The sequence below is a fragment of the Pontibacter coccineus genome (assembly GCF_030546575.1).
Classification (GTDB): domain Bacteria; phylum Bacteroidota; class Bacteroidia; order Cytophagales; family Hymenobacteraceae; genus Pontibacter; species Pontibacter coccineus.
Genome location: NZ_JAUOTN010000001.1, coordinates 1 through 25,090, shown reverse-complemented (window position 1 = coordinate 25,090; position 25,090 = coordinate 1). Strand labels below are relative to the sequence as shown.

Genomic DNA, 25,090 nt, shown 5'->3' with positions numbered 1-25,090 from the left:
CAAATTCGGGTGACCGCTGTATTTGAGAGTGATAAGTAGTTGATAATAAACGCATTGTAGTTTAGGTTCGAATCCCTTACTCTCTGCTGCATAACCCGATAGAGCCTGTAAGTGAATAACTTGCAGGCTCTATCGGGTTGTCATCTTAGGTAGTTCTTACCTGTTTCTTTCTTGTTTGTGCTTTATACTTACATAAATCGAGCGTGGTAATTAAGAACCTATTTGACTGGTTTAGCTAACAGATCAGTAAAAAAAGAATGATGGAACGCCTACAAGGTAAAAAGCCACACTTCAACTTCGCCTCGTTCTCGGCAATTACCAACCACAACCAAATTCAATCATGATGATACTTCTCGCCCCTCAGAATCGTAAAGCCACGGTATAGCTGCTCCACGAAAAACAGGCGAACCATCTGGTGCGAGAACGTCATTTTTGAAAGCGAGATCTTATCGTTTGCCCGCTCGTAGATAGCGGGGGAGAAACCGTAGGCGCCCCCGATGATGAAGACCAGGTTGGTGGTCACGGAGTTGAGTTTCTTTTGCAGGAAATGGGCATACTCAGTCGAGGTAAAGGTCTTACCCTGCTCATCGAGCAGCACCACGTGGTCGCCATCCTGTATTTTTTGCAGCAGCAGTTTGCCTTCTGCCTCTTTCAGATTATCAGCCGTGAATTTGCCGCCCTGCTTCACGTCAGGTATGATCGTAAACTCGAAGGAATGGTAGTGCTTCAGCCGTTTCATATACTTCTGTATACCTTCCTCCAGAAATGCCTCGTCTGTTTTGCCGATCGCAATAAGCTTGATTTTCATGTAGCCCTTTTCCCGCCAATTTCGGTCTAATTACGCTGTTTTGCAACCTAGTCTGCCTCGGTTCAGGTATAGCAAGATTTTGAGCGGAAAAGGATACCCCCTATTTTATCGTCCTGTAAGCAACTCATTTTCCAAAGTAAATCTGAAAATTCAGGAGGGGGACATTGTTTAGCCTTATTCTAAATTACTGAATAACAGTGGCTGCATGCAACCTGCGGTGGGTAGAGGGAGGTAAAAAGGGATAGTAATGCAATGTGAGACGCAAAACAATCTAGATATGGAAGCAACATGCAACAACTGCAACCACTGGGAGCAGGACCAAAACAAAGTACGACTTCAGAGCAATGAATTTGGCTTGTGTGACGAACTAACCGGGCAGCACGCCCTGGAGCCGGCTTATGTACTGCCTCTGGTACATGAAGGACCGGAAGATAAGAAGCCAAGACGATTTGAAATGATCACGGGCGCACAGTTTGGATGCAATCATTTCAGTGGGCGAAAAGGCTGGGTATAAGCCCATCAGATAGGTTGTAAAAACAAATGCCCTGCAGGAGACTGCAGGGCAAATGCCTAATCTAAACACAAACAACCAACACTAGTATTATCTATTCTAAACTATTCTATTCTATCCCCAAGGTGTAGTCGCCTTGTTGGCTGATATTAGTAGCGTAGGTAGGGCACGTTGCTCATTCCGGAGAGTGAGTCAAGTATACCTACAAAATACTCGCCTATAAACAGACCGGTTCCTTTCTTCACCGCATCCGTCCCTAAAGTCGAATTGATCACTTCCCCATCAATCGTTGAGTACTCGAGTGAGTCATCAGTCTGAGCAACGGGTTTCACTGATTTTAAGTAGCTGCAGTTGCCAACATCCTGTTTTGGCTTGGCCGCTTTGTTTTCGTAGGTTTTCATATGTCAGGCTGTGGTTTGGTTTAGATTGATACAATGATACAGCTCAGTCTGCTCCTAACACAGGAAAGATATTTACAAGAGGTAACTTGTATTATACAGAGTGTATATATGAAATAAGTATACTTTGGAGGTGATTTGTTGATTTTATCCCTACTGCCAAGCCTCTTATGATGTGTAATGCTGATAGGAAATGTTAAAAGGTAACAAAGGTCAATTACTTTTTATTCTGCAAAGAGCGCAACACATAGTAACTGAAAGTCTGTAAGGCCAGCACAGTCACTGACAGTACAGCACCAGGTATAGCCACCAGCCACCAGGCGGCCGTATTGGTACGTATACCTGCTATCATTCTTCCCAAGCTAACTAAGTCGGTACTGACGCCAATGTTCAGGAATGACAGCGTTGACTCTAGCATCAGCAGACCTGCCAAGCCGAATGAAAAAGCTACCAGCACCGGCCCCAACAGGTGCGGGAGCGCATGGCGAATCAGAAGGCGCCGTTGCGTAAATCCCAGACTGGTGGCAGCCTCAAAGAAGGGCAATTCCCTGATGCGCAGCATCTCCGCTCTGGCCAACCGCGCCGTTCCTGTCCAAAAAGTAAGCACCAACAGCACAGACAAGGCTAGCAGCGTAGGTGGTACGATGGCTGCCAAAACCAGTATCAGGACAAGTCTCGGAATGCTGGTCTGCACCTCAATCAACCTTAGTAGCAATTCGTCAGCCGGAAAAGGAGTCTTCTGGTTGAGAAAAGGAAGTTGTTTGAAAAGCGCCCTTAAGCCAAGTACCAGGAGCAAAGTAAAAAACAAAGCCGCCATACCTGTAAGTATGAAGTCTGAGTAGGCAGCGCCTTGGCTAAAGAGTAACATAGGAAGGTAGATGCCATAATAGGCGAGGGGGAGCAAGCCAAAAACCAAAGCAGCCAGAACGGCCCGGCTCAGGTGCAGACGACGATTGCCATAAAGCCCTGCCGAAGCACCAAGCGTTAAGCCAATCAGACTGGCGATCGCCATGACAGGCAAACTGATGGCAAATGCTGTACGCGCGCCATATAGGATGTTGGACAGCACATCACGCCCCAGGCCGTCTGTACCAAGCCAGTGACGGGGCTTGTCCGGCTCAGCTGCCCATCCGAAAGGTGCCTGGTAGGTTTGCTCCAGATCCAGTTCGTTTGGTCCATAGCCAAGCGGCAACCAGGGCAGCGCCAGTGCAACTGCTGCCAGCAACACAAGGTATAGCAAAGCCAGTCGGAAGGCCGGCGCCATCTGCCACAAGTCACGAGCTATTTGCCAGAGACTCCTCATGATGCGTGCGAACGTATACGCGGATCCGCCAGTGCGTATAGCAGGTCAGACAGCAGGTGCGACAACAGCCTGAATACGGCCACAATAACAACGATGCCGACTATCACGGGGTAGTCGCGTGTCAGCACCGCATCGATGAGCAACCGGCCCACGCCAGGTATAGCAAAAACAGTTTCGATGATAACGGCTCCCGCTACCAGGGCAGGCAGAAAATCTGCCAAAAGCGTGATGACAGGCAAGAGCGCATTGCGCAGCATGTGGCGGCGAATGACGCGATGCTCTGAAAGGCCTTTAGCACGCGCCGTGCGGATGTAATCCTGGCCAGCTACTGCCGTGACGGCCTGGTAAAACTGATTGGTGAGATAGGGTAAATTGGCTAGGACGAGGCAGATCATCGGAAGCGCCATAAACTGCAGCCACTGGCTGAGTTGCTCTAACCAGCTTTGGTCGAAGGCATTGTAATACCCCATCCCATATACCGGAAAGAGCTGTAAAAAAGCCGGATTTGCCAGCAGTACCAGCAAGAGAATCGCCAGTACAAAGAGCGGAATACTATCCAGCAGGAACAGGGAGGGTAGCAGCGTACTTCGCCACATGCGACCTGAGCGGCGCACCATCAGGATGGCCAGTTCCATAGCCAGCATAGTGGCAAACGCCATACTTGCCAGCAGCAACCACCAGGTGTTTCCGATCGCCTCACCCAACACCGTGGCCACCGGTCGCCCGTCCCGGAGCGAGGTGCCCAGACTACCCTGTAGCAAACCGGACAGCCAGCGGTAGTACTGGTTCTGATCGCCGTGCCACTGCACGGATGGCAAAAGATAGGTATAGCCGGAGGGACTCGCCAGTAACCGGGCACTGCTCTCCAAATTCTTGCTCCGGGATATGTTTGTTGCCGGCAATTTCGCTGCTATACCTGCAGTAGCCTGCTGGAGATCGGCAGCCTCCCGATGACTGTAGATCATGTAGAGGTGTTCCTGCACCTGTTGGCGCTCTGTTTCTGACAGGTCTGTTTCTAATGTTTTCAGGCTTCGGAAAAACCGGGCTGCCGCATCCGGATTGCCATATTGCCAGGAAAGTTTTTGGAGGAAGGCCCGGTCACGCTCCGGGAACACCCGGTGCAGGGTATCGGGCATGGCGGCAGATGTGATGCTGAAATAGAAAAGAGGCAGGTCCTGACCGGTGGTCTTTAAAAACAGGCGGTAGCTGTGGTCTCGCGAGGCGGCATCGCTACGGCTGTAGTAGCCGGCTTCCTGCTGCGCCAGATGTTCGCTCCCAAAAGCACCAGGCATCAGTTTGCTCAATAAAAAGATGGCCGATGCAATGAACCAAAGTGTAGGTATAGCCAGGAGCAGTCGCCTGAATACAAAATTGGCCATGGCACGGTTAAGGCTTCAGCATAAACGAACTCAGGTCATAGTACGGACGCACGCCCGACACCTTTGTATTCGTGAACCTGTTGTGTATGGCAATTCTTTCTTTTCTGAAATAGAGCGGCACGAATGCGGCCTCTTCCTGAATAATCTCCTGTAAACGGTGCAACAGCCGGGCTTTCGCTTCTTCATTTTCGGCTTCATTGATCTGGTTTAGGATATCATCGCTCTCCGGCGTGCCAAAACCTGTTGTGTTCATTCCGCCTGGCCCGGCAAAGCTTGTGTGGAACAGCGGCTTAAAGTTAAAGACGAAGGGGTTCCCTGATATGCCCCTGAAATGCATGTCGTAATCCCGTTGTTCTATCTTCTGGCTGTAAACGTTTCCCTCGAGTGGCGACAAGGTAACAGGTATACCTGCCTTACCTGCATGCTGCTGAAAGATCATCGCCATCTGTTCATACATGGTGTTGCCGGCTCTGTAAAGCAGCTCGATGCGCAGGTCCTCCCGCTGGCCATTTATGTTGCGGTACCAGCCTTTCTGCTCCTGTATCCAGCCGGCGGCTTTCAACAGGGTAGTGGCCAGCTCCGGATCATACCTGCGTGGTTGCAATTGCGGATGGTAAAGATTTTCCCGGTCAGGTGGTATGGGGCCTACCGTTGGCGTTGCGTACGACTGCTGGCTTACCCGGATCATACCCGATACATCCATGAGGTGCGCGATGGCCTGCCGGGTACGTTTGTCGCGGAACGCTGGCTTGCGCGTGTTAATGGCAGCGTAAATCAGGTCATAGCCCTGCGGCGTATGGAGGTCGTAATCTTTCAGGAAGTTTTCATCCTGGCGGAGCTGTGCAAACTCATTGACAGGAATGTTATCCAGCACATCGAGCTGCGCGTTTTTAAGGGCCATGAGCGCAGTGGTATTGTCTGGAATAATCTGGAAATTGATCTGCTCCGGATTAGCAGTCAGGTAGCTGGCCGTGCTACCGGTGTTTTTACCCCACCAGTCCGCTTTCCTTTTCAGCACGATGTACTGACCCGTAGCCCACTCCGCCAATTGGTAGCCGGCGCTGCCCTGCAGCATTTCCTTACCTTCTGGTGAGCCCAGCCTGTTGCAGCGCGCAGCCACAGCGCGTGTACGGTCTGTGTTATACTGACTGCTGTCTGCCGTGGACCAGGCAGCCAAAGGTATAGGAGTGAATGCCTGTTGAGGATCCAGGAGGTAGGAGGGCAGGATAAAGAAGTCGCCGGTGAGGAGTTGCATTTCGGGCGTAAAGCCCCGGCAAACGAGCGTAAATCTGCCAGGCGCAGAAGGGTCGAGCTGTATGTCCTGTATAAACTCCAGCTGTGAGCGGATACTCTCATTCCGGATGAAAGGAGATTTCAGGACCTTGAGGGTGAAGGCCACGTCTTGTGCAGTAACGGGGCTCCCGTCAGGCCACTCGGCTTCGGGGCGAAGCTGGTAGTGGAAAAAAGTAAGCGAGTCCTTGCGCTCCACTTCCGGAAAAGCGGAGGCAAGGCCTGGCTTCAGTGTGTTATCTTCAAGATCTACAGTCAGCAGGCTTTGATAGAGCAGATTAATTATCTGCAACGCTTCCTGCGAGGTATAGCTTATGGGGCTAAGGCTCCCTGGGTCTATCGCCAAACGCAGGCGTACTTCATCAGGCTGCCGAGCCGGCTGACCGCAAAAATTTAATAGTAGTAGAAGTAAGAAAAATAGAAATGCTTGAGTTCTCCGCATTATGTATCGTGCCCCTTAACCAAAATCAGACATTGGCAATATAGGGAAAATGAAGCAATTCTCAAGAATGACCCAAAGGCCTATTTCTCAATATTAACCCAAGTACCTGAGCCACCCATGGAATTCATGGTCTCAGTTGTTGTAGTAGTAGTGGTGGTAGTGGTAGTTGTATTCGTTGTGCTCTGATTCAGGTCTTTGGTAGGTTCAGTAGGAGTGCCAAGCAGAACGTTCAGAACGATAGTGATGATGATAGTTGCCATGATTTCTAGGGTTAAATCGGTTTATAGTGTAACAAAGATTCACACAGAATAAATGGAAAGAAAAGAAAGTTTTCACGCAGAGGTAACTATCAATATACCAAGTTATTATGGTATAAAAACAATAAACAATATAAAAATATTGTACTGAGGGCTTATATTTATATATTGCTATCTAATATATTTCCAAAAGGTAACATATGTGTGTTACTTTAGACCTGAAATTGGAGGAAAATAGCAGTAATTAGTGCTTTATAAACGTTTTTCAAGGCTATTAGATGTCTAATATATAGAATTTTTAGTTGATCTTTTGCATGAAGGAAATTAAAAAATTGATTGAGATCGTTCTTTCCTGTAGCCAGGCAGAGACAGCGCTGCTTGATGTGCCGAAACAGAGTATTAAGGAAAAGCAGTTCATACAGGGTATAGAGTCGGGGAGCTATACATCTGATGAGCAGGCTGCAAAAGATCTATATAATACTAACCCCAACGATGTAAGGTATAAAATGCTAAAGCATCGTGTTAAAAAGAAGCTTTTCAACGAGCTGAATTATGTGAACCCGCAAAAAGTCACAGCCAACCACGTACGGCAAAAAGAAATTCAGTGTAACAGTCTGATTTACCAGGCAAACATAGTGCGTGCACGCTATGAGTTTGACTTGGTGATAAACTTGGCTACCAAGGCGCTCATGATAGCTCAGGAGTTTGACTTTACTGACCTAAAAGTCTCTGCCCTGGAACTACTGAGCCTGAGCTACTCTGAGATGGGTTTTATAAAAAAGTTTGCTGCGGCCCAGGAAGAACTTAAAACAGCTATGAGCCATTTTGTGATGGAGCGGGAAGCTGTTTCTATGTTTCAGCACGCAACTGTTCAGCTACGCAAGTCAACAAAGACCCGAAAGGAATTTCTGCCCCATTTGCCGGAAATCATCGAGAAGCTGGAAAAATTATGGAAAGGATCCGGTACGTTCAGCTCCTATTACGCCTACTACCGGACGTATATCTGGTATCATGAACTAGAAGGCAATTTTAAAGAAATCATTGCAATAACGGTTGATGCTCTTAGGCTGGTCGATCGGAATAGAATCAATGTGCACCGTTTCGATCTGACCTATAACAATTTCATCATGGTATACGCTCACTTAAGAGCGAAGGACTATACAGACGGATTGGCATATGCAGAAAAGAATTTACAACTCTATAACCCGACTTCAGTTAACTGGTTCTCTTATATGGAGAACTACTTTCTGTTGGCAGTGCACGCCCAGCAGTACGAGCTAGGTGATGTACTGCAGCGGAAAATATTTGATAATTCATCTTTTCACATCATCCCCACTAGTGCCAAAGAGCGGTGGATACTGTATCGCTCTTATTTCAGGCTGGTATACCCGCAGGCAACTGTACCGGAAGGAGAGGCCAACAACCCTTACCTGCTTTCGCTGCCTGAGTACAGTAAAGACAAACTGGGTTTCAACGTAGCCATTCTCACGCTACAGTTCATTTACCTGCTCGAGCGGGGGGAAACGGAGGCGCTGCTATACCGCATCGAAAGCATCAAAAAATACGTGTCCACGCACTTGAAAGACGCCTTTAGCTTGCGCAGTAAGCTCTTTCTGAAGCTGCTGGTACTATCTGTAACGGAAGACTACGAGGCGGAGGTTTGTCGTACGAAAGGTGAATCGCTTTATAAAAAGCTAATGGACACGCCTGCTCCGGGGGATGCCTATGCCGAGATCGAAATTGTACCCTACGAGCATTTGTGGGACCTGATTCTGCAGATTTTGGCAAAAGCCGAAGCGAATACCAAGTCACGTACACGCTGAGTAAATATTTTGCTATATTTCAGGTATGCAAAAAAACAACCCTACCATTACCAGAGCCTGGTGTGTGTATGACTGGGCCAACTCGGTGTACTCGCTGGTCATTATCTCCACGATCTTTCCGATCTATTACAGCGCGGTTTCCAAACACCCCGAGACGGGCTCTACCCTGGTCAACTTCTTCGGGTTAGAACTTCAAAGCTCCGTGCTGTTTTCTTATGCGGTATCGGGCTCTTTTTTGCTGATCGTGCTCATGAACCCTTTCCTGACGGCCATTGCAGACTACAGCGGACGCAAGAAGCTGTTCATGCAGTTGTTCTGCTATATAGGCTCAATCTCCTGTGCCAGCCTGTTCTTTTTTACCAGAGAGACTTTCTCGATTTCAATTGTACTTTTCATGCTGGCGTCCATTGGGTTTACAGGCAGTATTGTGTTCTACAACTCATACCTGCCCGAAATCGCCACCGAAGACCAGTATGACCGTCTGAGTGCCCGCGGATTTGCGATGGGCTACGTCGGTAGTGTGCTGTTGCTACTCTTCAATCTGGCTATGATTCTGCAGCCAGGGTGGTTTGGCATCGCTGCAGACAATACCAGCCTGGCGCCCCGCATCGCCTTCCTGACAACCGGACTCTGGTGGTTCGGCTTTGCGCAGTATACCTTCTACCACCTGCCGGCCAATGTGTATCATAAAAATCCGCAGGGCAGCTGGGTGTTGAATGGGGTAAAGGAGTTGAAAAAAGTGTTGAATCAGGTGAAGGAGCTGCGTCTGCTGAAGCGCTACCTGCTGGCTTATTTCTTCTTTAACATGGGCGTGCAGACGGTGATGTATGTGGCTACTATTTTCGGGATTGAAGAGTTGAAATTGCCAAGTGACAACCTGATCATCACCATCCTGATCATTCAGCTGGTGGCCATTGCCGGTGCTTATGGCTTTGCGGCTCTTTCTGCCAGGTATGGCAACATCAGAGCCCTGATCATTGCTGTGATCATCTGGATCGGCATTTGTATCGCCGCTTATTTCATAACCACGGCCTATGAGTTTTATGTTTTGGCTGCTGTGGTAGGTTCTGTTATGGGAGGTATACAGTCGCTTTCACGCTCCACCTATTCTAAACTGATTCCGGCCACTACCAAGGACCACGCCTCCTATTTCAGTTTCTATGACATCACGGAAAAGGTCTCTATCATGCTCGGTACGCTGGCTTATGGCGTTATTGCTCAGGTAACAGGCTCTATGCGCTACAGCATTCTCGCACTGATCATTTTCTTTGCCCTCGGCCTGCTCTTTCTGTCCCTGATCAAAGGCAAGAAATCGCTGGAGCCGCAAGGCGAAGCCGAGGCAGTAGCAACAAGCTAGGTATAGCTGAGGTATACAAAACAAGAACGGCAGCCTGCTTGGGCTGCCGTTCTTGTTTGTCTGAATCAGGATTTTCAGATTTTCAGGATTTTCGCAAAGTGAATTTAATCCGTATTTTTTAATTATAAATTATGAATCCTGTAAATCCTGACTCAGACAGATGGTTCGTGCATGAGTAGACAGGTTGCGACCAGTCCCTAAAGGCTTTCGTCATTCAGCCATTTAACAATTTAACCAATCAACAATCAATAATCAATAATCTTACTTCTTGTATACCTGTACGCCATTCACGTAGGTGCGGAGCACCTGGAGGCCGCGCATCTGGTCGTTCGGTACTTTCATCAGGTCGCGGTCCACTATAATGAAGTCGGCAAACTTGCCGGGCTCGATGCTGCCTTTTTCATTTTCCTCGAAAGCAGCTTTCGCAGGCCAGATGGTCATGCCGCGCAGGGCTTCTTCACGGCTCAGGGCGTTCTCCATCTGGAAACCGCCTTCCGGCCAGTTCTTCCCATCCTGACGTGCTACGGCTGCATGAAAACCAAACACCGGGTTAATGTCCTCTACCGGGAAGTCGCTGCCAAGCGGAATGTAACCGTTTTGGTCGAGTAGTTGCTTGAAAGGGTAGGCGTGCGCGATGCGCTCCTTGCCCAGGCGGTCACCCGCCCAGTACATGTCGGAAGTGGCATGCGTCGGCTGCACGGATGGCAGCACGCTATACCTGCCAAACTTGTCCATATCGGCAGGGTTGATGATCTGGGAGTGCTCTATACGCCAGCGCTTGTCGTTCTTTTCCTTCAGCACTTCCCCGTAGATGTCGAGCAGCAGACGGTTGGCCGAGTCGCCGATGGCGTGGGTGTTCATCTGGAAACCGTGCTCGTTCATCAGTGCGGCCAGGTCACGGAACTCCTGCTCAGAGGCCAGCAGGAAACCATAATGACCATGCTTATCACTGTAAGGTTTAAGGAGGCTAGCACCTCGGGAGCCCAGCGCTCCGTCTGAGTACACTTTGAAAGAGCGCACGTTCAGGCGGTCCGTCTTATAAGGTCCATTCGCAAAATAATGGTCCTGGTTCACCTTGCCCGGGTTTATCATAGCGTATACCCGCATCTGCAGCTCTCCGCTTTTGTGCATGGCATCCATCAAATCGACGGTAGACTTGTCCAGTCCGGCATCGGCTACGGAGGTGAGGCCCACGGCGAAGCAGTTTTTCTCTGCGTTGATCAGCGCCTGGCGCTGTTCCTGCTCGTCAGCCTCCGGTATCTTGGAGCCTACCATGCCAATGGCATTGTCAACCAGGATACCCGTCATTTTACCATCTTTTAGTTCAACCAGGCCACCCACCATTTTAGTCTGCGGCGTGATACCAGCCAGGTCCAGGGCTTTCTGGTTTACCAGCGCGGCATGGCCATCAACACGGGTAAGGATAATCGGGGTGTCCGGAAAGAGCACATCCAGTGTATCTTTGGTCGGGAATTCCTTCACCGCCCAGTCGTTCTGGTCCCAGCCGCGGCCTGTGATCCAGTCTGCCTCCGGGTAGGCTTTCTGCTGGTCCACTACTTTCTGCACCACTTCTTTGAAGGAGCCGGTGCCATACAGATCTGCCGACTGCAGCTCAAGACCGTAGCGGTAGAAGTGGGCGTGTGCGTCATTCAGACCGGGGTAGATGGTTTTGCCTTCGGCGTCGACTTCCTCGGTGGCGCTATACCTGGCCTTAATGTCAGCCGTCGTTCCTACGGCCACGATCTTGCCGTCTTTCACAGCAAAGGCCTCAGCCTGATCGAAGTTATCGTTCACCGTGTACACGTTGCCGTTGTACACGATCAGGTCAACCGACTCGCTACTGGAGTCAGAGGAGTTGCAGCTACTCAGGAGGGTGAGGCCCAGCAGGGTGCCGGCTGCAAAAGAGCGTAGTGTTTTTTTCATGTATCTGTTTATTCGAAACGCATGTGTTTCACGGATTCACCGGAGTTGATCAGTTCGATCAGGGAGTCTATCCCGATGCTTAGATGCTTTTCTACATAATTGGTCGTCACGAGCTTGTCGCTTTCCGAGGTCTTCACACCTTCCGGGATCATCGGGTTGTCCGACACGAGCAGCAGGGCGCCGTGCGGAATCTCGTTGATAAAGCCCACCGTAAAGATCGTGGCGGTCTCCATGTCGATACCCATGGCACGGATCTGGCGCAGGTATTCTTTGAAGTCCTCGTCGTGCTCCCACACGCGGCGGTTGGTGGTGTATACCGTGCCCGTCCAGTAGTCCATCTCATGTTTCTTGATCATGGACGATACGGCACGCTGCAAACGGAACGAAGGCAAAGCCGGGATTTCTGGTGGCAGGTAGTCATCCGATGTACCTTCGCCGCGAATGGCCGCGATCGGCAGAATCAGGTCGCCGATGGCTGTTTTTCTTTTCAAACCGCCACACTTGCCCAGGAAGAGGGCCGCCTTTGGCTTGATGGAAGATAGCAGATCCATCACGGTGGCCGCCATGGCGCTACCCATACCAAAGTTGATGATGGTGATGTTGTTGGCGGTGGCCGTCTGCATGGGCTTGTCCAGGCCCTTTATCTCAACGCCGAACCGGTCGGCGAACATACGCACGTAGTTGATGAAGTTGGTGAGCAGAATATACTCGCCGAATTCATTTAAAGGCACACCGGTATACCGTGGCAACCAGTCGCTTACGATCTCTTCTTTACTCTTCATGTTTTAAATATAAGTAATTAGGTATAAAAAAGCCGCCTTGGCAAGGGTGTTTGCTGGGGCGGAGGCTTTAAAATTGGTAAATTGCCTTATGGAAACGCTCAACCTACCGATGTTTGATTACAAAATTAAGCATTCTGGCGCTAATGTCATGATATTTGATGCGCTACGCCGCAAATATGTGCTGCTGACGCCGGAAGAATGGGTGCGACAGCATTTTGTGCATTTCCTGATTGGCACGCATCGCTATCCGAAAAGCCTGATTAGTATTGAACGGGGCACTACCTACAACAAGTTGCAGAAACGCACCGATATGTGTGTGTACGACCAATCAGGCAAGCCCTACCTGCTGGTAGAGTGCAAAGCCGCGCATATCCCCATTACCCAGGAAGTAGTGAAGCAGGTGTCGGTATACAACCAGGTACTGCAGGCCCGCTATGTGGTCATCACCAACGGCTTGGAGCACTATTGCTGGGAAGTGGATTTCCAGACCCGTCAGTTCACGCCCTTGCAGGGTATACCTACTTTTGAAGCGGAGGTATAGCGCTTACTTTTTTCAGGCTATACCTGGCTGCTCAGGCAGCGTCTTACTCTTTGTGTAGCCAGAAATAAAGGTCGTTGGCCAGCATCTTGTTTTTGAAGTACTGCACATAGGCTTTCAACTGCTGCCCCTGCGTCGCATTCGCTTCTGCGGCAGGCGCCAATTCCGGGAAGGTGTGGAAGCGCAGCTCATCACTTGCCGTCAGTTCGGCCACGCCATCCTGCTGTACCATATAATACGAGACGCCATTGTAAAGTAGCGCATGTCCGGTAGCAGTGCTGTCCAGCACGGACTGTCCGAAGAGCATCAGTTTATCGGTTGGCAGCTGCAGGTAATCCACCATCGTAGGCAAAATATCGGCGTGCTGCGTGACCTTTTGCACATCCGCCTCTAGCTTTTTGGCCGGATGGAAAAGCAGGAGTGGTACCCGGTGATAGCCCAGTTCGTTCTGGTACTCCGGCCGTATGCTCTTCTGGGTATGGTCGGCCACCAGAATAAACAGTGTGTTTTCGTACCAGGGCTGCTGGGAAGCCGTCTTGAAAAACTCCCGCAGCGCATAATCAGCATAGCCTACCGACTCGTGTATCTCCAGATCGCCTTTCGGGAATTTACCTTTGTACTGGGCAGGAACGGTATACGGCTGGTGGGAGCTGAGCGTGAAAACTGTGCTAAAGAAGGGCTGCTGAAATTTGCTCATCTCCTGCACCGTGTACTGCAGGTAGGGCTCGTCAAAAATGCCCCAGTTGCCATCGAAGTGCGCCGCCCGGAGTTCCGAAGGGTATTCGTCCAGACCAAAATAGTGCTGTATACCTGCCATCTGGGTATACTGATTAAAGCCCATCGTGCCATTGGTCGCGCCATGAAAGAAGGCCGTGGTATAGCCGGCGCTCCGCAGCAAATGCCCGGCACTGTATATCGTGTTGGACTGGTAAGGCGACGTGATGTAAGGATCGGGCAGGAGCGAGGGCAGGCCCGACAGGATAGAAGGCAGCGCTTCAATGGATTTACGGCCATTGGCAAAACTGTTTCGGAACAGCAGCCCCTCGCCGGCCAGCGAATCCAGGAACGGGGTATAGCCTTCGCCGTTATTGAGGGCTCCTACATATTCCGAGGCAAAACTTTCCAGGATGATCAGCACCACATTTTCCTGAAGCGGCGCTCCGGTAGGTTTAGCATACCTGCCTGGCTTTACCGGCAGATTGGTCAGGAGCTCTTCATCCGAGGCAAAAAAGTGCTTTGCTTCTATAGTGGCTTTGCCAATGCTTTTGATAAAAGTAAAAGGTGTGTTAAGCGACAGGTGACCCAGCGAAGCATGCTCTTGCACAAAAGCGTGGGCCGGACGCAGCGGTTTTAGTTGGATGCCGCCCCGTATACCCAGCACTACAAAGCCTGCTACCAGCAGCAGGCGCAGGTAGCGCTGCCATAGCACCGGCCTCCGCTCAGTTATAGTAGCAGGGGTAGGGTATAACTTTGTTATGGCGAAGACCAATCCCGCAAAGACAAGGCCCATGTACCAGTAGTAGCTGGCCAGCTGCCCAAGTTGCCCCAGTACATCGCCCGTTATAGTGAGTACCTCGTTGCCCGACCGTCTGCCGATGAACTTGAAGAACTCTACATCGACCAGTGCCAGCGCTATGAAAGGCGCGTTGGTGAGCACAAAGAGCCAACGGAGCGTTCGCTGGTATCTTGGGTGCTGCAGATTGCCGTGCGGCAGCAGCGACAGGAGTATGAAGAGCGAGTTGATGATCACGAGCGCCGCCACATCGAAGCGGAGACCATGCACGAAAGCCAGTGCCACCTGCCCGGCTGAAGCCTCGGCAAAGTGATCGAAGTTAAAGACGAAGAAAATGGCGCGCAGCAAGGTATAGAGCAGAAACACTAGCCCTAAGCGGCGCAGCAGCAGTTGAAATGAACTGTCAAACATCAGTCAGATAAGAGAGTCTTGGCATTTGGGCTACCGCTGAAGTTGAGGCAGGCCGGCATTAAAACACAAAGATATCGAAAATGGTGCGCTTTTGGTAAACGCTCCAAAACAAGAGCGCCTTCCCGATCAGATCAGGAAGGCGCTCATTTTATAAATCAGGCTATACCTAGCTTATAGAATAGAATTCACTTCAGTATACTCCAGGTTGAAGGCTTCCGCCACACCTTTGTACACTACTTTGCCCTGCACTACGTTCAGGCCTTTTTTCAGCTCTTCGCTGTCAGCACAGGCTTTCTTCCAGCCTTTGTTTGCGATCTGGATCGCGTACGGCAGAGTCGCGTTGGTCAACGCCTGGGTAGACGTGAACGGAACAGCACCCGGCATGTTGGCCACGCAGTAATGCACCACATCATCAATAATGAAAGTTGGATTCTCGTGTGTGGTTGGCTTACAGGTCTCGATGCAACCGCCCTGGTCAACAGCAACGTCAACCAAAACAGTGCCTGGCTTCATAAGCTTCAGCATGTCGCGGGAGATCAGGCGAGGGGCCTTTGCACCCGGTATCAGCACGGCACCGATGATCAGGTCGTGCGTCGGAAGCATTTCGCGGATGTTGTATTCGTTCGACATGAGTGTCTTCACGTTGGCTGGCATGATATCGTCCAGGTAACGCAGACGGGCCAGGTTCGTGTCCAGGATCGTCACATCGGCACCCAAACCTGCCGCCATTTTGGCTGCGTTGGTACCTACGATGCCACCGCCCAGGATCATCACTTTGGCAGGACGCACACCTGGTACGCCGCCCAACAGAATACCACGGCCTTTCAGTGGTTTCTCCAGGTACTTGGCTCCTTGCTGAATCGACATACGGCCGGCAACCTCTGACATAGGCACCAGCAATGGAAGGCTTCTGTCAGCACGCTCTACCGTTTCGTAAGAAAGGCAAACAGCTTTTTGCTTGATCATCGCGTGCGTTAGCGGCTCGTGAGAAGCAAAGTGGAAGTACGTGAACAGCAACTGGTCTTCTTTGATCAGGTTGTACTCGGACTCGATCGGCTCTTTCACCTTGATGATCATCTCGGCGATGCCGTATACCTCTTCGATGCTCGGCAGTACCGTGGCGCCAGCCTGGGCATAGTCCTCGTCCATAAAACCGCTGCCTTCACCGGCAGTAGCCTGTACGTACACGGTGTGGCCGTTGCGCACCAGTTCCACCACGCCGGCAGGAGTTACGCCTACGCGGTTTTCGTTATTCTTGATTTCCTTTGGAACACCAATAATCATGTCGTTATTTCTTATAGTATTAGTTATTGGAAAAGCTGCGCAAATATACCATATCTATCTTGAAATAAAAGGCTAAACATAAAACCTGTGCGAACAATGTTAGAACGGCTGCAGTCGGCTGATTTAAAGGGCCTTGTAAAATCGGAGGGGAGAGGTGCAGGCCTTAAACTGCGGCTTGTTTGGGATGGCGCCTGGCAGTCAGCATCCGGATGACCTTAAATTGCATCGTACTCCGCTGCCAACTTTTATGGAAAGGTATAAAATGAAAAAAGGCAGTGATAGAATCACTGCCATTAGTACAAAATAAAACTATGAAAAAAACTATCTGAAAGGTACCGGCTGATTGCCCTCCCTTAACATATTCTTTTGAGCCAGACTCTCTACTACATTTGCCTTCAGCGTGAGCTTCAGGTCTGGCATTACGATATCATTTGAAACGATGGTTACCACCTCATTTTGCTCCTTTAACATTGTAGGAATATAGGTTAGTTCCAAAGTTGCCTGCTGTCCTGGTTTTATTGCCGGTTGCGAAACTTTATAGGTTACGCAATTGCAATTTGACTTCACGCCCTGCACCACCAGGTCCTGCCGACCTGTGTTTTTGATTGTGAACTTTGCCACCGCTTTTTGTCCTTTTTCAAGTTTTCCGAAGCTGTGTGAAGTAGTTCCAACAGCCAAACGCGGCGAATTTGCTTTTTGTTCCGGGGTGTGGCTAGTTTTTAAATCTTTTGGGCCAACCTCTCCCTTAATGAAGATAACGGCATTCGGCGTAGCGGCATTTGAAACAACGGAAATGGACTTGTGGAACGGTCCCGGACGGCCATTACTGTTGTACATCGCCTTGATCACGCCCGTTTTGCCCGGCATAATCGGGTCCTTTGTCCACTCAGGTGTCGTGCAGCCGCAAGAAGGCTGTACCTGGGCTATAACCACAGGCTTGTCACCTACGTTCTTCACTACAAACTCGTAAGAAGCGATCACGCCCTCGGCGAATGTGCCAAAGTCATGGGTCTCTTTCTCAAACTTGAGTTCGCCCTGCGCCTGGGCTGTAAAACCGGCCAACAGCAGGCTAAGCACGGTAAGTAAGTAAAATTTTCTGTTCATAATGCGAATTAAAGAAATTTTGCGACTTGTAAAAAAGGAGATTAAGCAAACAAACAAAGATATAAAATCTTTTGGCAAAAAGACAAGCCTACGTGCAGGAGAGTGCCTGCCCGCGCAGTGCCTCAAATTTGATTTTAGGCTAATTTTCTGTACTTTTGATCATAAATTCCACAATTAGCTTTTACAGACCAGACATGCAAACTGCTGAAGCATCTATAACTCAACGACTAAGCGTTCAGGAAATACTTAATGATTACCGCATTGCCTGGGAGAGCCGCCACGCGAGCCTTGCCGGCCGCAAAGAGGTTTTTATGGGCAAGGCCAAGTTCGGTATTTTCGGCGATGGCAAGGAAGTAGCCCAGCTGGCCATGGCCAAGTTCTTCCAGAACGGCGATTTTCGCTCCGGCTATTACCGCGACCAGACGTTCATGTTTGCCATTGGTGAACTGACGCTCCAGCAATATTTCGCACAGTTATATGCGCATACCGATGTAGAGGCAGAGCCGTCCACAGCCGGCCGCGCCATGAACGGCCACTTCGGCACCCGCCTGCTCGACGAAGAGGGGAAATGGAAGAACCTGATGGAGCAGAAAAACTCCAGTTCTGATATTTCGCCTACCGCCTCGCAAATGCCCCGCCTGGTAGGATTGGCCTATGCTTCCAAGCTCTACCGCCAGAACCCGGACCTGCAGGGTATGCAGCAGTTCTCGGTGAACGGAAACGAGGTGGCTTTCGGCACCATCGGCAACGCTTCTACTTCTGAGGGCATGTTCTTCGAGGCGATCAACGCAGCCGGTGTGCTGCAGGTGCCGATGCTGGTGTCGGTTTGGGACGATGGCTACGGTATTTCGGTGCCGGCTGAGTACCAGACCACCAAAGGCAGTATTTCAGAGATTCTGGCCGGTTTCCAGCGCAACAGCCGCGAGGAACAGGGCTACGAGATATTTAAAGTAAAGGGCTGGGATTATCTGGCGCTTTGCGAAACCTACGAAGCAGCCGTAAAGGTATGCCGCGAGGAACATGTGCCGGTGCTGGTGCATGTCGAGGAGATGACGCAGCCGCAGGGCCACTCCACTTCAGGCTCACACGAAAGGTATAAGTCGAAGGACCGCCTGGCGTGGGAAGCCGACTTCGATTGCCTGTTGAAGATGCGTGAGTGGATGCTGGGTGCCGGCGTCGCTACAGCCGAGCAGCTCGATCAGATCGAAGCAGAAGCCAGAGAGGCCGTTCGACAGGCCCGCAGTGCTGCCTGGAACGCCTTTGCAGATGGCATCAAAGTTGACCATGAAGAGGCTCTGACGCTGATGGACAACCTGGCCGCCTCCAGCGAGCATATTACCGAGATTGCCACTATCACGGAGGAGCTACGCAAAACCGGAACGCCCATCCGCAGCGATGCAGTGAGGGCTGTGCGCAAGGTGTTGCGCTACGTACGCGACGAAAATAACCAGGCAAAGCGCGAATTAGTCGGCTGGCTGGAACAGACCTTGGGTGAGAACACCGACCGCTTCAACTCTTATTTATACAGCCAGTCCGAAGAGGCTGCCTTGCTGGTAGAGGAAGTGAAGCCTGAATTTGCCGAAGACGCTCCGCAAGTGGATGGCCGCGAAGTGCTGCAGGCCTGCTTCGATGCCATGCTATCCCGTGACCCGCGCGTGTTTGCCATCGGCGAGGACGTGGGCCGCATCGGGGATGTGAACCAGGCTTTTGCCGGATTGCAGGAGAAGCACGGTGAGCTGCGTGTAACTGACACAGGTATACGCGAGTGTACCATCATCGGTCAAGGTATAGGGGCAGCCCTGCGCGGTTTGCGCCCGATCACCGAAATTCAGTACCTCGACTACTTATTATATGCGATCCAGATCCTGTCTGACGACGTGGCCTGCTTGCAGTACCGCACCAAAGGTGGCCAGAAGGCGCCTCTGATCGTACGTACCCGCGGACACCGCCTCGAAGGTATCTGGCACTCCGGTTCCCCAATCGGTATGATTCTGAACAGCATCCGGGGTATGCATGTGCTGGTGCCGCGCGATATGACACAGGCGGCAGGTTTTTACAACACGCTGCTTAAATCTGACGAGCCGGCGCTGGTGATCGAGTGCCTCAACGGCTACCGCCTGAAGGAGCGTATACCTAGTAATATAGGAGAGCTTACGGTACCGCTTGGTAAGCCGGAGGTACTGAAAGAAGGCACCGATATTACCATCGTAACGTACGGTTCTATGTGCCGCATCGTAATGGAAGCTGCCCGCCAACTGGAGGACTTTGGTATTTCCGCTGAGGTGATCGACGTGCAGTCGCTTCTGCCGTTTGACCTGGAGCATTCGATCACTGACTCGATCCGCAAGACCAACCGCGTGCTGTTCGCCGACGAGGACGTGCCGGGTGGAGCCACCGCTTACATGATGCAGCAGGTAGTGGACGAGCAGGGCGCCTGGCGCTACCTGGACTCCAAGCCGCAGTGCCTTTCAGCGCACGCGCACCGCCCGCCATACTCATCGGACGGCGATTATTTCTCTAAGCCAAACACAGAGGATGTATTCGAGTCGGTATACGAGATTATGCATGAGGCGGATCCGATAGCTTATCCGGTGATTTATTAAGGTGTACAATGCTATAAAACAGCGAGGCCCTGTACCAAATGATACAGGGCCTCGCTGTTTTTATACTTGTTTGCTACTCGCCTGCCGGCTGAAACAAGGTTATTTCGTCTGTGGTCACGGTGTTGCTGCGGTTGGGCACAGGAGTGGTGCGGTCGTAAATAAAGATATCGAACTTGATGACGGTGCCGGGTTGCAGCAGTGGGAATTCTGATGCATTGATCTCGTTGATGCTGTATTTGATCTCACCTTCCAGGGTTTCCGGGCGCTCGTCTGCCGAAAGTCGCTGAAACCTTCCCGAAAACTGAAAGCCTGGTACCGGGAAAGGGTAGGGCTCGAAGCGGAAGCTGCCCGGATTGTTCGGGTCTTCCGCCTTGATGTACATCACCGTATGAAAGTTCTGCTCAAACTCAGAGCCTTCGTTGAAAGGAGGCTGAAAGTCCTGCGACTCCCGGTTGCTGGAAAGACCCAGATTGCCGTCCCCGTCTTTAAAGCCGATGACCAACACAATCGAATCGCGTAAAGAAGTGATATCCGGTCTCTGAGGGAAAGGGGTGTCCACAAAATGGTACTGCTCCACGCGTCTGAATTCAATCTCAGGCACTACGTCATAGACAGGTTCTTTGCGGCAGGAGCTAAGGGCCAGCACCATTAGCAAGCAGGCCGCACCATACTTTAGCATGTATCTCATGTGGGATCTCAGAAAATGAAGCTAAATTTACTAAATCAAACGAACAGATACAGGAATTGTTATAAATAAATTGGATGGATTTCAAAGCCCGACACCTGCAGCTCTTACTCGCTGATCAGCCCTTTGATTTTGAAGAAACTGCCCTGGCACTATTCAGGCACCAGGCCGCGCATAATCCGGTATACGGCGATTATCTGCAGCAATTGGGCCGCGACCCGAAACAGGTAAGCCGACTGGAGGACATCCCTTTTCTGCCGATCGAGTTTTTCAAAACCCACGAGGTGAAAACAGGTTCATTTGAGCCGGAAGTGACTTTCTATAGCAGCGGCACTACCCAGATGACCCGCAGCCGCCATCAGGTGGCCAGCCTGGACCTATACCTGCGCACCACACAGCGTATTTTCGAATCGTTCTACGGCCCCCTGACCGACTATGTGGTGCTCGCGCTGTTGCCCTCATATCTGGAGCAGGGCGGCTCGTCGCTCGTGGCCATGGTCGATTATTTTATAAAGCAGTCCGGGCAGCAGGAGGAGGGCTTCTACCTCCGAAATCACGACCAATTGCTGCAGACTGTAAAAGGAGCCCGGCAAAGAGAAAAGAAAGTGCTACTGATCGGGGTGTCCTATGCCTTGCTTGACTGGGCTGACAAACTGAAGGGGCAGGAGGACTTCAGCGGCGTGACCATCATGGAAACGGGCGGCATGAAAGGGCGACGAAGGGAGATGATCCGGGAGGAGCTGCACGCCTACCTCAAAAAAGGTTTCGGCGTGGAGGCGATCCACTCGGAGTATGGTATGACGGAACTCCTGTCGCAGGCTTACTCGCTGGGCGATGGCCTCTTCCATGCGGGCTATACCTTGCGCGTTCTCCTGCGCGACCTCAACGACCCCTTCGATATCCGACCCGATATACGCTCTGGCGGCATCAACATCATCGACTTGGCCAACATCGACTCCTGTGCTTTTATCGAGACAAAAGACATTGGCCGTCTGAAGCCGGACGGCACCTTCGAAGTATTGGGCCGATTCGATAATTCGGACATCCGGGGCTGCAACCTGCTAATCGCCTAACATCCAAAACACCGTTTCACCGTTTAAGCTGCCCATGGGTTACATATTTTTTATTGCACTGGTGGCAGGAATGCTCCTGCTGTTTTACAGGTGGTCCACCCGCAGGGAACGCTACCGAAAGGAAATCCTGAAAAAAGGCTTCCCGGCTGAGTGGCGGAAGATTCTGCTGGACAGGGTGGGTTTTTATCATACGCTCAAAACTGAAGAGGAGAAGGCGCGCTTTGAACGGATGCTTCTGCTTTTTGTGTCTGAAAAGCGCATTACAGGTATAGACACCGAGGTAGACGACACCACCAAAGTGCTGGTCGGCTCAAGCGCCATTATCCCGATCTTTGGTTTTAAGGACTGGGAGTACCATAACCTGGGGGAGGTGCTGGTGTTTCCGGGCAGCATCCACAGGTATAAGAACGAGGATAACGAAGCTGTTTCGGAGGTGCTGGGACGCGTGAATCCATTCCAGAATGACCATTACGTGACCTTGTCCAAGCCGGCGCTGGAGCAAGGCTTCAATGACATGGCCGACCGCAAGAACGTAGGTATACATGAGTTTGCCCATATGCTCGACCAGGCCGATGGGGAGATAGACGGTGTGCCGGAAGCGTACCTGCCCGATGAACTGGTGCGACCCTGGAAAGAACTCATGTACCGCAAGATCAGCCAGATCGAAAAAGGAAAGTCGGACATAAACGATTATGCGGCGACCAGCGAGGCGGAGTTCTTTGCAGTGGTAACGGAGTATTTCTTCGAGAAACCCGACCAACTGGCCGAAAAGCACCCGCGCCTGTACGAACTGCTGACCAAGGTTTTCAAGCAGAATCCCAAAAGAAGGTTCCGCGTCAATTTCCGGGAGCTGCTCAACCCTTACGGCAAGCGCCTGGGCCGCAACGAGCCCTGCCCGTGCGGGAGCGGAAACAAATATAAGAACTGCTGTATGCTGAAACAGAGTAAAGCGGCAGCCTAAGGTATAAAACAGGGATAAAGCAGAAACGCCCCAGCCAGCAGGCCGGGGCGTTTTGCATTAGTGAGAACAGTTTAATAATGGAGAACAGGTATAAAGCATTTAAGCCGCAGCCGGTCGTGCGTAGGCCTTGGCATCTTCCAGAGTTATCTCCTGGCCACTCATGATCACCAGGCGCTCCACCACGTTGCGCAGTTCGCGCACATTGCCACGCCAGTCGAGTTGCTTTAGGTACTCCAGTGCATCTGGAGTGATGGCCTTGGGCTTGTTGCCGTAGTCGTTGGCGATGTCCTGCAGGAATTTCTGCACCAGGTCAGGTATATCCTCGCGGCGCTCGTTCAGCGGCGGCACATGCACCAGGATCACACCCAGGCGGTGGTAAAGGTCCTCGCGGAACGTCCTGGCTTCGATCTCCTCCAGCAGGTTTTTATTTGTTGCGGCCAGCACACGCACATCCACCTGTATGTCTTTATCGCCGCCCACGCGGGTGATTTTGTGCTCCTGCAGGGCGCGCAGCACCTTGGCCTGCGCCGACAGGCTCATGTCGCCCACCTCGTCCAGGAAGAGCGTGCCGCCGTTGGCCTGCTCAAACTTCCCGATACGCTGCTTTACAGCCGAGGTGAAAGAGCCCTTTTCGTGGCCGAACAACTCACTCTCGATGAGCTCGCTGGGTATAGCGGCGCAGTTTACCTCAATCAACGGACCATTGGCGCGGTTGCTGTGCTCGTGGATGGCACGTGCCACCAGCTCTTTGCCCGATCCGTTCGGCCCTGTGATCAGTACGCGGGCATCGGTCGGAGCAACTTTTTCGATGGCCTGCTTCACGCGGCCCAATGCCTCCGAAGTACCCACCATTTCGTAGGTCTTCGATATCTTCTTCTTCAGTATCTTGGTTTCGGTCACCAAATTCGACTTGTCTAGGGCATTGCGCACCGACACCAGCAGGCGATTCAGATCCGGTGGCTTCTGCAGGAAGTCGTAGGCACCTTTTTTGGTGGCCTCCACCGCCGTGTCGATAGTGCCGTGTGCCGATATCATGATGAAAGGTGTGTCAGGGGCCATTTCCATGGCTTTCTCCAGCACTTCTATTCCATCCATACCGGGCATTTTGATGTCGCAGAGCACCACATCGTACTTCGTCTTTCCGATGTGCTGCAATCCTTTCTGGCCATCTTCGGCTTCGTCTACAGTGTAGTTCTCAAATTCCAGAATTTCTTTCAGGGTGCTGCGAATGGCCCGTTCGTCATCTATAATCAGGATTTTGGGCATGTTTGTTTCGTTCTTTTTATGCTGTAAGTGGTAAGTATAGAAAATAAACAGCCGCTAATCAAGCGGCTGCAGCATTTGTACGGTAAATCCAAAAAATTAGCTACCTGTCAGGTATAGGCCAGACTCAGGAGTTGGTGAAGTTGATCACACTGTACAGCTCCGGCTCCAGAAACGGACCGCCCGGATAACCGGCCGTGTAATCGAAGTTGATCCAAAGCTCACCGTTGGTCTCGTGGAAGTGGATCTTACCGCCCGTCACCTCATCCGGGAAAAGCGAGCGAACAGCATAGCTTACTTTGTCCAGATCCTCCACGGTGCCCATCTTCACTTCGGTATACATGTGGTTGGGCGAGATCACGATGCGGGCCTCGCCGCCAATGGCCATAATAGAAGAGGCCATCAGGATGGCATAGTCGTCGCAGTCGCCGGCCAGCAGCTGGATGCTCTCGGTAGGCGGCGAGTAGTAGTCGAGGCCGAGCGGGTCGTTTACGTAGCGCCAGCTGTTGCGCACATGCTTGAAGAGCGAGAAGTAGCGCACCATTTTGCCATACTTACGGTAGTACTCGTCATGAAAAAAACGGGTGGAATGCTCCACGGCAAACGACCGCACCGCCGGATGGGTGGGTTGCATGGCGCTTTTGACACGGCGTTCCTGGAAATAGGTGCCTTTTACGGGTTTGAAGTAGGATACCTTGCTGGAATTGCTGGTCATGTTCACCAGCATGGCGTTGTAGTCGGCGTACAGGTTCTCTACGGTGTAGTCGTCGAAGGTGCTGTTGAAGAACATGGCGCCCATGATGCCCACGAAAGCCAGCAGGATCAGTTTCTTGTTAATGCTGGTCACAATGACCGAGATAATGGCCGCCAGGATGACGCACAGCAGGAAGTTCAGCTCATAGTCGATGAAGCTGATGGGGGGTAGGTAGAAACTGATCAGAACCGCCATCGGGAACACGATGATGATCTGGATGAACCGAACTAAGAACGTAGTCAGATTAGAGAGCTTGAACAATTGCGTCATGATTCCCTGCTTTTGTGGTTTCTGGCGCCTATAGCCCTTCTGGCTTTATAAGTGCATTGTCTGAAATTAACTTATACCTGTAACGCAAAATCCGGGCCTTTTTACTCACTGCTGATCCCGAAATTTTTAAATTTTTCGCCTGTGTGCAGGTATGGCCTTAATATCGACATAATTCTTCGCATTTTGAAGCGGCAGGGTGCACGATTGCCAAATTTTTCTTCTGATGAATGCCACTCAAACAATAGCCGCAAACGACGTCAGTCGTTTGCGGCTATACCTGTCGGCTATACCTGTCGGCTATACCTGTCGGCTATACCTGTCGGCTATACCTGTCGGCTATACCTGTCGGCTATACCTG

At 51.2% G+C, this 25,090-nt stretch carries 21 protein-coding genes; 7 read left to right on the top strand and 14 right to left on the bottom strand.

Annotated elements, in window-relative coordinates; translation table 11 throughout:
• Positions 1-334: 334 nt before the first annotated feature.
• The gene (gene rlmH, locus Q4E40_RS00105; RefSeq protein ID WP_303409358.1) at positions 335-808 is read right to left on the bottom strand and encodes a 23S rRNA (pseudouridine(1915)-N(3))-methyltransferase RlmH; all 474 of its coding nucleotides are present in this window, start codon (positions 806-808) and stop codon (positions 335-337) included.
• Positions 809-1,085: 277 nt separating this feature from the next.
• On the opposite strand from rlmH, the gene Q4E40_RS00100 reads away from it, so the two are divergent.
• Positions 1,086-1,322, top strand: coding sequence for a hypothetical protein (locus tag Q4E40_RS00100; RefSeq protein WP_303409357.1), 237 nt, complete (start codon positions 1,086-1,088; stop codon positions 1,320-1,322).
• 146 nt (positions 1,323-1,468) lie between these two features.
• Here the strand turns inward: Q4E40_RS00100 and Q4E40_RS00095 are convergent, their stop codons facing one another.
• The 5 genes from Q4E40_RS00095 to Q4E40_RS00075 all read right to left on the bottom strand — a co-directional run bounded on the left by Q4E40_RS00095 (position 1,469) and on the right by Q4E40_RS00075 (position 6,391).
• Positions 1,469-1,720, bottom strand: a complete 252-nt coding sequence (locus tag Q4E40_RS00095; protein ID WP_303409356.1) for a hypothetical protein — start codon at positions 1,718-1,720, stop codon at positions 1,469-1,471.
• Between the two features lie 214 nt (positions 1,721-1,934).
• On the bottom strand, positions 1,935-3,020 hold the full coding sequence (locus Q4E40_RS00090; RefSeq protein WP_303409355.1) for an ABC transporter permease: 1,086 nt from the start codon (positions 3,018-3,020) through the stop codon (positions 1,935-1,937).
• On the bottom strand, positions 3,017-4,399 hold the full coding sequence (locus Q4E40_RS00085; protein WP_303409354.1) for an ABC transporter permease: 1,383 nt from the start codon (positions 4,397-4,399) through the stop codon (positions 3,017-3,019). The genes Q4E40_RS00090 and Q4E40_RS00085 overlap by 4 nt, the downstream gene beginning before the upstream one ends.
• A 7-nt stretch (positions 4,400-4,406) precedes the next feature.
• Complete coding sequence (locus Q4E40_RS00080) at positions 4,407-6,035, bottom strand: ABC transporter substrate-binding protein (RefSeq protein ID WP_303409353.1); 1,629 nt, start codon at positions 6,033-6,035, stop codon at positions 4,407-4,409.
• 176 nt (positions 6,036-6,211) lie between these two features.
• Entirely contained in the window at positions 6,212-6,391 is a 180-nt protein-coding gene (locus Q4E40_RS00075) for a hypothetical protein (RefSeq protein ID WP_303409352.1), read from the bottom strand.
• 311 nt (positions 6,392-6,702) lie between these two features.
• Between Q4E40_RS00075 and Q4E40_RS00070 the strand changes: the two genes are divergently transcribed.
• Positions 6,703-8,211: a hypothetical protein gene (locus Q4E40_RS00070; RefSeq protein WP_303409351.1), complete on the top strand. Its 1,509-nt coding sequence runs from the start codon at positions 6,703-6,705 to the stop codon at positions 8,209-8,211.
• A 25-nt stretch (positions 8,212-8,236) separates the two neighbouring features.
• Entirely contained in the window at positions 8,237-9,568 is a 1,332-nt protein-coding gene (locus tag Q4E40_RS00065) for an MFS transporter (protein WP_303409350.1), read from the top strand.
• 261 nt (positions 9,569-9,829) lie between these two features.
• On the opposite strand, the gene Q4E40_RS00060 is transcribed toward Q4E40_RS00065, so the two are convergent.
• On the bottom strand, positions 9,830-11,491 hold the full coding sequence (locus tag Q4E40_RS00060) for an amidohydrolase (RefSeq protein WP_303409349.1): 1,662 nt from the start codon (positions 11,489-11,491) through the stop codon (positions 9,830-9,832).
• Positions 11,492-11,499: 8 nt separating this feature from the next.
• Positions 11,500-12,273 (bottom strand): AMP nucleosidase, encoded by a 774-nt coding sequence (locus Q4E40_RS00055; RefSeq protein WP_188499793.1) that lies wholly within the window; start codon positions 12,271-12,273, stop codon positions 11,500-11,502.
• 88 nt (positions 12,274-12,361) lie between these two features.
• Between Q4E40_RS00055 and Q4E40_RS00050 the strand changes: the two genes are divergently transcribed.
• Entirely contained in the window at positions 12,362-12,814 is a 453-nt protein-coding gene (locus Q4E40_RS00050) for a type I restriction enzyme HsdR N-terminal domain-containing protein (protein ID WP_303409348.1), read from the top strand.
• A 43-nt stretch (positions 12,815-12,857) separates the two neighbouring features.
• Here the strand turns inward: Q4E40_RS00050 and Q4E40_RS00045 are convergent, their stop codons facing one another.
• The 3 genes from Q4E40_RS00045 to Q4E40_RS00035 all read right to left on the bottom strand — a co-directional run bounded on the left by Q4E40_RS00045 (position 12,858) and on the right by Q4E40_RS00035 (position 17,201).
• Positions 12,858-14,735 carry an LTA synthase family protein gene (locus Q4E40_RS00045; protein WP_303409347.1) on the bottom strand — a complete coding sequence of 626 codons (1,878 nt, stop codon included), beginning with the start codon at positions 14,733-14,735 and terminating at the stop codon, positions 12,858-12,860.
• Between the two features lie 171 nt (positions 14,736-14,906).
• Entirely contained in the window at positions 14,907-16,019 is a 1,113-nt protein-coding gene (gene ald / locus Q4E40_RS00040) for an alanine dehydrogenase (protein WP_303409346.1), read from the bottom strand.
• 321 nt (positions 16,020-16,340) lie between these two features.
• On the bottom strand, positions 16,341-17,201 hold the full coding sequence (locus Q4E40_RS00035; protein WP_303409345.1) for a DUF1573 domain-containing protein: 861 nt from the start codon (positions 17,199-17,201) through the stop codon (positions 16,341-16,343).
• Between the two features lie 116 nt (positions 17,202-17,317).
• Between Q4E40_RS00035 and Q4E40_RS00030 the strand changes: the two genes are divergently transcribed.
• Positions 17,318-19,726 carry an alpha-ketoacid dehydrogenase subunit alpha/beta gene (locus Q4E40_RS00030; RefSeq protein ID WP_303409344.1) on the top strand — a complete coding sequence of 803 codons (2,409 nt, stop codon included), beginning with the start codon at positions 17,318-17,320 and terminating at the stop codon, positions 19,724-19,726.
• A 73-nt stretch (positions 19,727-19,799) separates the two neighbouring features.
• Here the strand turns inward: Q4E40_RS00030 and Q4E40_RS00025 are convergent, their stop codons facing one another.
• Positions 19,800-20,414 carry a hypothetical protein gene (locus tag Q4E40_RS00025; RefSeq protein WP_303409343.1) on the bottom strand — a complete coding sequence of 205 codons (615 nt, stop codon included), beginning with the start codon at positions 20,412-20,414 and terminating at the stop codon, positions 19,800-19,802.
• A 74-nt stretch (positions 20,415-20,488) separates the two neighbouring features.
• Here Q4E40_RS00025 and Q4E40_RS00020 point away from each other — a divergent pair, with 74 nt between their 5' ends.
• Complete coding sequence (locus tag Q4E40_RS00020) at positions 20,489-21,484, top strand: acyl transferase (protein WP_303409342.1); 996 nt, start codon at positions 20,489-20,491, stop codon at positions 21,482-21,484.
• Positions 21,485-21,518: 34 nt separating this feature from the next.
• Positions 21,519-22,445 carry a zinc-dependent peptidase gene (locus tag Q4E40_RS00015; protein WP_303409341.1) on the top strand — a complete coding sequence of 309 codons (927 nt, stop codon included), beginning with the start codon at positions 21,519-21,521 and terminating at the stop codon, positions 22,443-22,445.
• 99 nt (positions 22,446-22,544) lie between these two features.
• On the opposite strand, the gene Q4E40_RS00010 is transcribed toward Q4E40_RS00015, so the two are convergent.
• Positions 22,545-23,711: a sigma-54-dependent transcriptional regulator gene (locus Q4E40_RS00010; RefSeq protein WP_303409340.1), complete on the bottom strand. Its 1,167-nt coding sequence runs from the start codon at positions 23,709-23,711 to the stop codon at positions 22,545-22,547.
• Between the two features lie 124 nt (positions 23,712-23,835).
• Complete coding sequence (locus Q4E40_RS00005; RefSeq protein ID WP_253406019.1) at positions 23,836-24,732, bottom strand: transglutaminase domain-containing protein; 897 nt, start codon at positions 24,730-24,732, stop codon at positions 23,836-23,838.
• Between the last annotated feature and the right edge of the window lie 358 nt (positions 24,733-25,090).